The sequence below is a fragment of the Candidatus Obscuribacterales bacterium genome (genome assembly GCA_036703605.1).
In the GTDB taxonomy this organism is placed as follows: Bacteria; Cyanobacteriota; Cyanobacteriia; order RECH01; family RECH01; genus RECH01.
Genome location: DATNRH010000663.1, coordinates 1 through 5,251, shown reverse-complemented (window position 1 = coordinate 5,251; position 5,251 = coordinate 1). Strand labels below are relative to the sequence as shown.

Sequence of the window (5,251 nt, the reverse complement as noted above, 5' to 3'; positions counted from 1 at the left end):
TTCAGGGGGAGACGGTATCAGGAAACACCTCAGCGTTTCTTGATTTCTCCAAAGATAGGAAGCGTTAAGCAGATTGGTTAAGTGGGTTGAATGATGCCATTGTGAGCGATCGCCAAATCCTGAACCTCACCGATGCCCTCGTCTTTGAAAAAACGGGATGCCATCTCGGGGATGCTCAACGGGCACTGCTGCAAGCGGCCTGGTCTGGCGAGCGGCAAAGCTATGACCAGATCGCCGAATCCTGCGGCTATTCGGCGCATTACCTCCGCAAACATATTGGCCCGTCCCTGTGGCAGTTGCTCTCCAATGTGGTGGGAGAAAAGGTTACGAAACTCAACTGCAAGCGGGTGATCGAGCGCCGCCTCGCCTCTTCTTCCTCTCGCGTAAACGCTCCAGATGTGGCTGTGCTAACTGAAGCATTTGGGGTATCTCCACCGCCAAATCTACTGGTATCAAACCTTGCTCCAGATGCTTCGATGCCCTATCAAGACTGGGGAGAAGCGGCCCATGTGGAAACCTGCTATGGGCGGCAGGATGAGCTGGCCACGCTAACCCAATGGCTGACGGGCGATCGCTGTCGCTTGATCGGGGTGTTTGGGGTGGGCGGCATGGGCAAAACCCACCTGGTGACCTATCTGGCTCAGCATGTTACGGGGTTTGACTGTGTGATTTGGCGATCGCTCCACAATGCGCCCCCCCTCTCTGCCTTGCTCACCGATGTGCTGAACGCGCTATCCCGATCGCCCTACCTCCAGATCATTCCCGCCCAGCCCTCGATCCAAACGTTACTCGATCGGCTTCGAACACAGCGCTGCTTACTGATTTTGGATAACCTGGAAACCCTCCTACAAGGAGGTCGCAGTAGTGGCCACTATCGGCCTGGCTACGAAGACTATGGTCAGCTGCTCCAGCGGGTAGGGGAAACCCAGCACGCCAGTTGTCTCATCATTACCAGTCGTGAAAAAACGAAGGAATTCACCCTTCTCGCCGGCGAATACCAGACGACCCGAGCCTTTTCCCTCAAAGGGTTAACCGTCCAAGGTGGGCAACAAATCCTACAGGCCAAGGGCATCATTCAAGAATCTGAACGGGCCAGTTATGAACTGGTGCATCGCTATGGGGGCAATCCCTTAGCCCTCAAAATCATTAGCACGACCATCCAAGATCTCTTTGGAGGCAGTGTGGGGGCGTTTCTGCATCAGGAAACCGCTATTTTGGCTGAAATCAGTGAGCTGCTGGATCAGCATTTCAATCGACTCTCACCGATGGAGATTGCGGCGTTGCAGGGATTGGCGATCGCCCGCGATCCCATCACCCTCAACACCCTCTGCGACGACATCTTCCCAACCCCATCTCGTCGGCAAATCCGCGATGCCCTCACATCCCTGGGGCAACGCTCACTCCTGGAACATCACGATGGCCTGTTGAGCTTGCAACCCGTTGTGATGGAATATGTCAGCGAGAAACTGATTGGGGCGATCGCCACAGAAATCCAACACCCCAACGCCCCATTTCGCTCCCTCAACCAACACAGTCTGCTCAAAGCCGAAGCCAAAGACTACATCCGCGATATCCAGGCTCGTCTTCTTCTCCAACCCCTGCTCGACCAGCTCCTCCAGCCGTTCAAAACCCCCGACGCTCTCTCAAAGCACCTCACCACACTCCTCCACACCCACCAACAGCGCAATCCCCTGGAGCCTGGCTACCTGGCCGGAAACCTGCTCAACCTGCTGCTGCATTTGGGCACCGACCTGAGCGGCTATGACTGCTCCAACCTCACGATCTGGCAAGCCTACTTGGAAACGGCGAATCTGAACGGCGTCAATTTCGCCAACTCCGATCTCTCCACCTCCGTTCTCATGGAAACCTTTGCCAGCACCCTTTCTGTTGCCTTCAGCCCAGATGGCGCTTACTTTGCCACGGCCACCACCGATAACGATATCTGTCTATGGCAAACCCAGGATGGCCGCAAAGTGCTGGTGTATCAAGGGCATCAGGGCTGGGTTCACTCCGTGGCCTTTAGCCCCAAAGACGCGATTTTGGCCAGCGGTAGCGAAGATAAAACCATTCGGGTGTGGGACATTCAAACGGGGCAATGCCTCAAAACCCTGCGGGGGCATCAGGATTGGGTTTGGTCGGTGGCCTTTAGCCCGGATGGAACCCTCTTGGCCAGTAGCGGGAATGACCAAACAGTGCGGGTGTGGGATGTTGCGACAGGAACCTGCTTGCAAGTCTTGAAGGGGCATGAAAACTGGGTCTGGTCGGTGGCCTTCAATGCCGACCAAACCCTGCTGGTCAGTGGCAGCAATGATAAAACCCTTAAAATCTGGGATGCCACAACCGGATTGCTGCTCAAAACCCTACCTGACCATCGCGACTGGGTGCAATCTGTGGCCTTTAGCCCGATCGCCAATCTGCTGGCCAGCGGCAGCCGAGACCACACCATCAAGCTCTGGGATGCCGCAACGGGAACCTGTTTGGCAACCTTAGAAGGCCATACCAATTGGGTGCAGTCGGTCACCTTTGATCCATCCGGCACCTGGCTCGCCAGCGCCAGCAATGACAAAACCCTCAAAATCTGGAATGTAGAAACAGGCGTCTGCCTACGAACCTTTCACTGCTCCATTCAAGATATTTGGTCTGTTGCCTTTAGCCCCGACAGTAAAGCTGTCATCTTGGGAGGCAGTGATCAAACGGTGCAGTTGTGGGATGTCCACACCGGGCAATGCCTCAAGACCTTGCGGGGGCATATCAGCGGCATTCTCTCGCTGGATGTCAGTGCCTGTGGCACGCATCTTGTAACCGGGGGGAGCGATCGCACGGTTCGCATTTGGGATCTGGCGCAGGGGCATGCCGTGCTGACCCTGCGGGGGCATAGCAGTTGGGTGCGATCGGTGGCCTTTAGCCCCCAATCCTCTCGCGTCGCCAGTGGCAGCAGTGATCACACGATTCGGATCTGGGATAGCACCAGCGGCCAATGCCTCAGGGTCTTGCGGGGGCATGATAGCTGGGTGCGCTCCGTCCAGTTTAGTCCCGATGGCTTAACGCTTGTTAGCGGCAGCACGGACCACACTGTGCGTCTGTGGGATGTGTGCACAGGCGAGTGTTTGCATAGTCTACAAGGACACACCAGTTGGGTTCGGTGCGTTGTTTATTCTCCCAGTGGTTCCCCAGAACACATTGCCAGTAGTAGCGACGACCAAACCATTCGGATATGGGACAGCCACAGCGGGCAATGTCTAAGGGTGCTCACGGGCCATACCAGCGGCATCTGGGCCGTGGCCTTTAGCCCCGATGGGCGGTTCCTCGCCAGCGGCGGGGATGATTGCGTCATTAAAATCTGGGATGTGGCAACGGGCCACTGCCTGCAAACCCTTGAAGGGCATCAAAACTGGATTCAGGCGATCGCCTTTAGCCCCGACGGCACCTGTCTTGCCAGTGGCAGCAACGATCAAACCATCCGCCTCTGGCACCTCCCCACGGGGCAGCAGCAGCAATGCATCCACAGCCACCACAACCGCATTTGGGCCATTGCCTATAGCGTTCAAGAAAATAGTGAAGGCGTCCACGAAACGGTGCTGATCAGCGGCAGCGAAGATGAAACCATCCGCCTCTGGAACCCCACCACAGGGCAATGCATCAAAAGTATGCGAGCCCAACGCCCCTGCGAAGGAATGAATATTCAGGGCGTCAAAGGGCTAAGGGAAACACAAAAAGAAGCTCTGCGGGCATTAGGAGCCATCGAACCGTCTCCTCAGCAGGACTCATGAAGCCAGCACTAGGGATGACAGCCTGAAAACAGGGCATCGTGCTGGTCTCTGCCCACGGATCGCACTCCATCAAACCTAACTGCGACAAACCGGTTGTGGTCTCAACCTGTGGGTGAGAGCTTAACGGGTGACAACACACTGAGAGAGCTTGCTGAATCAAGGATAGAGTATAGAACCCGCGCTGAAAATAGAGCCGTTTATGGGGTTTAACGTCAGGTCGGGTTAAGAGGATTTTTCAGCTTGTTAAATGAAAGAATCAAGATCTCAGCCCAAGAGATAATGAGGCTTTCAGCTTATCCCGAACTCAGATGTAAGCAGGAAACCCAAGACGGTTATTGACCATCTAGGGGTAACTCCAGACCTTCAGTCAGGATAGCGCCATCGACTGCCCTTGAGAAGAGGTACCCCTGCCCATATTCACAGCCCATCTCCCGCAGAATATTGAGCTGTTTGGAGGTTTCGATGCCCTCGGCGGTAACGGCCATGCCCAGGGTATGGCAAAGACCGATCATGGCGCGTACAATTTCTAGCCGTTCAGGGTTGGTATCAATGGCTTGCACAAAGGAACGATCGATTTTGACGATATCGATTGGGAACTGGTGGAGGTAGCTAAACGACGAATAGCCGGTGCCAAAATCATCTAGGCAGATTTGGACATTGAGCTGCTTAAGCTGCTTGATTATGGCGGTTGCTTCTTTGGCGTTTTCAATCAACACGCTTTCGGTAATTTCTAGCTTTAAATAGTGGCCGCTCAGCCCCGTGTCTTGCAAGATACGGGCAACGGTATCTACCAAATTTTTTTGGGCAAAGTGTTTGCTCGACAGGTTGACGTTGATGGACATCGTCAGGGGTGGGACGGGGCGGTTGATCTGGCTCACCAGGCGGCCCTCAGCCCAAACCCAGTTCCCAAGCCCTCGCTGTTGCCAGGTTTGCATCTGTAGGCAGGCTTGGCGCAACACCCATTGGTCGATGGTGGTGATGATCCCTATCTCTTCGGCCAGGTGAATGAACTGGTCAGGATGTACCATCGTTCCGCTGGGCTTTTGCCAGCGCACCAGGGCTTCGAGGCTAGTGACTTCGTGGGTGGCCAACGAGACAATGGGTTGGTAATGCACCTGGAGTTCGTTGTGGGTCATGGCATAGCGCAGGTCATGCTCGCGCTCCATCATCTCTCGGGCCTGAATGTGCATGACCGTATCGAACAATTCGTAGTCGCCCCGCCCCCGCGCCTTGACCCGGTACATGGCGATATCGGCGTTACGCAGTAGATCGACAGGATCTTCGTAGGGGATTGAACTCATCACAATGCCAATACTGGCTGTGATTACAAGCTCGCGATCGCTCATGGTGAAGGGCTTTTTTAGTTCGTCTAAGATGCGCTCAGCGGTGCGGCAGGACATAGTCACATCGGTCACATCGTCTAGCAGTATGGCAAATTCGTCGCCACCAATGCGGGCCACGGTATCCATAGCGCGCAGACA

Annotated in this window: 2 protein-coding genes; one reads left to right on the top strand and one right to left on the bottom strand. The window is 55.2% G+C overall.

Annotation, left to right across the window (positions count from 1 at the left end; translation table 11 throughout):
* Positions 1–86: 86 nt before the first annotated feature.
* Positions 87–3,770 (top strand): NB-ARC domain-containing protein, encoded by a 3,684-nt coding sequence (locus V6D20_13995; GenBank protein HEY9816891.1) that lies wholly within the window; start codon positions 87–89, stop codon positions 3,768–3,770.
* 332 nt (positions 3,771–4,102) lie between these two features.
* On the opposite strand, the gene V6D20_13990 is transcribed toward V6D20_13995, so the two are convergent.
* Positions 4,103–5,251, bottom strand: a 1,149-nt coding sequence (locus V6D20_13990; GenBank protein HEY9816890.1) for a bifunctional diguanylate cyclase/phosphodiesterase, incomplete at its 5' end; no start/stop codon positions are given.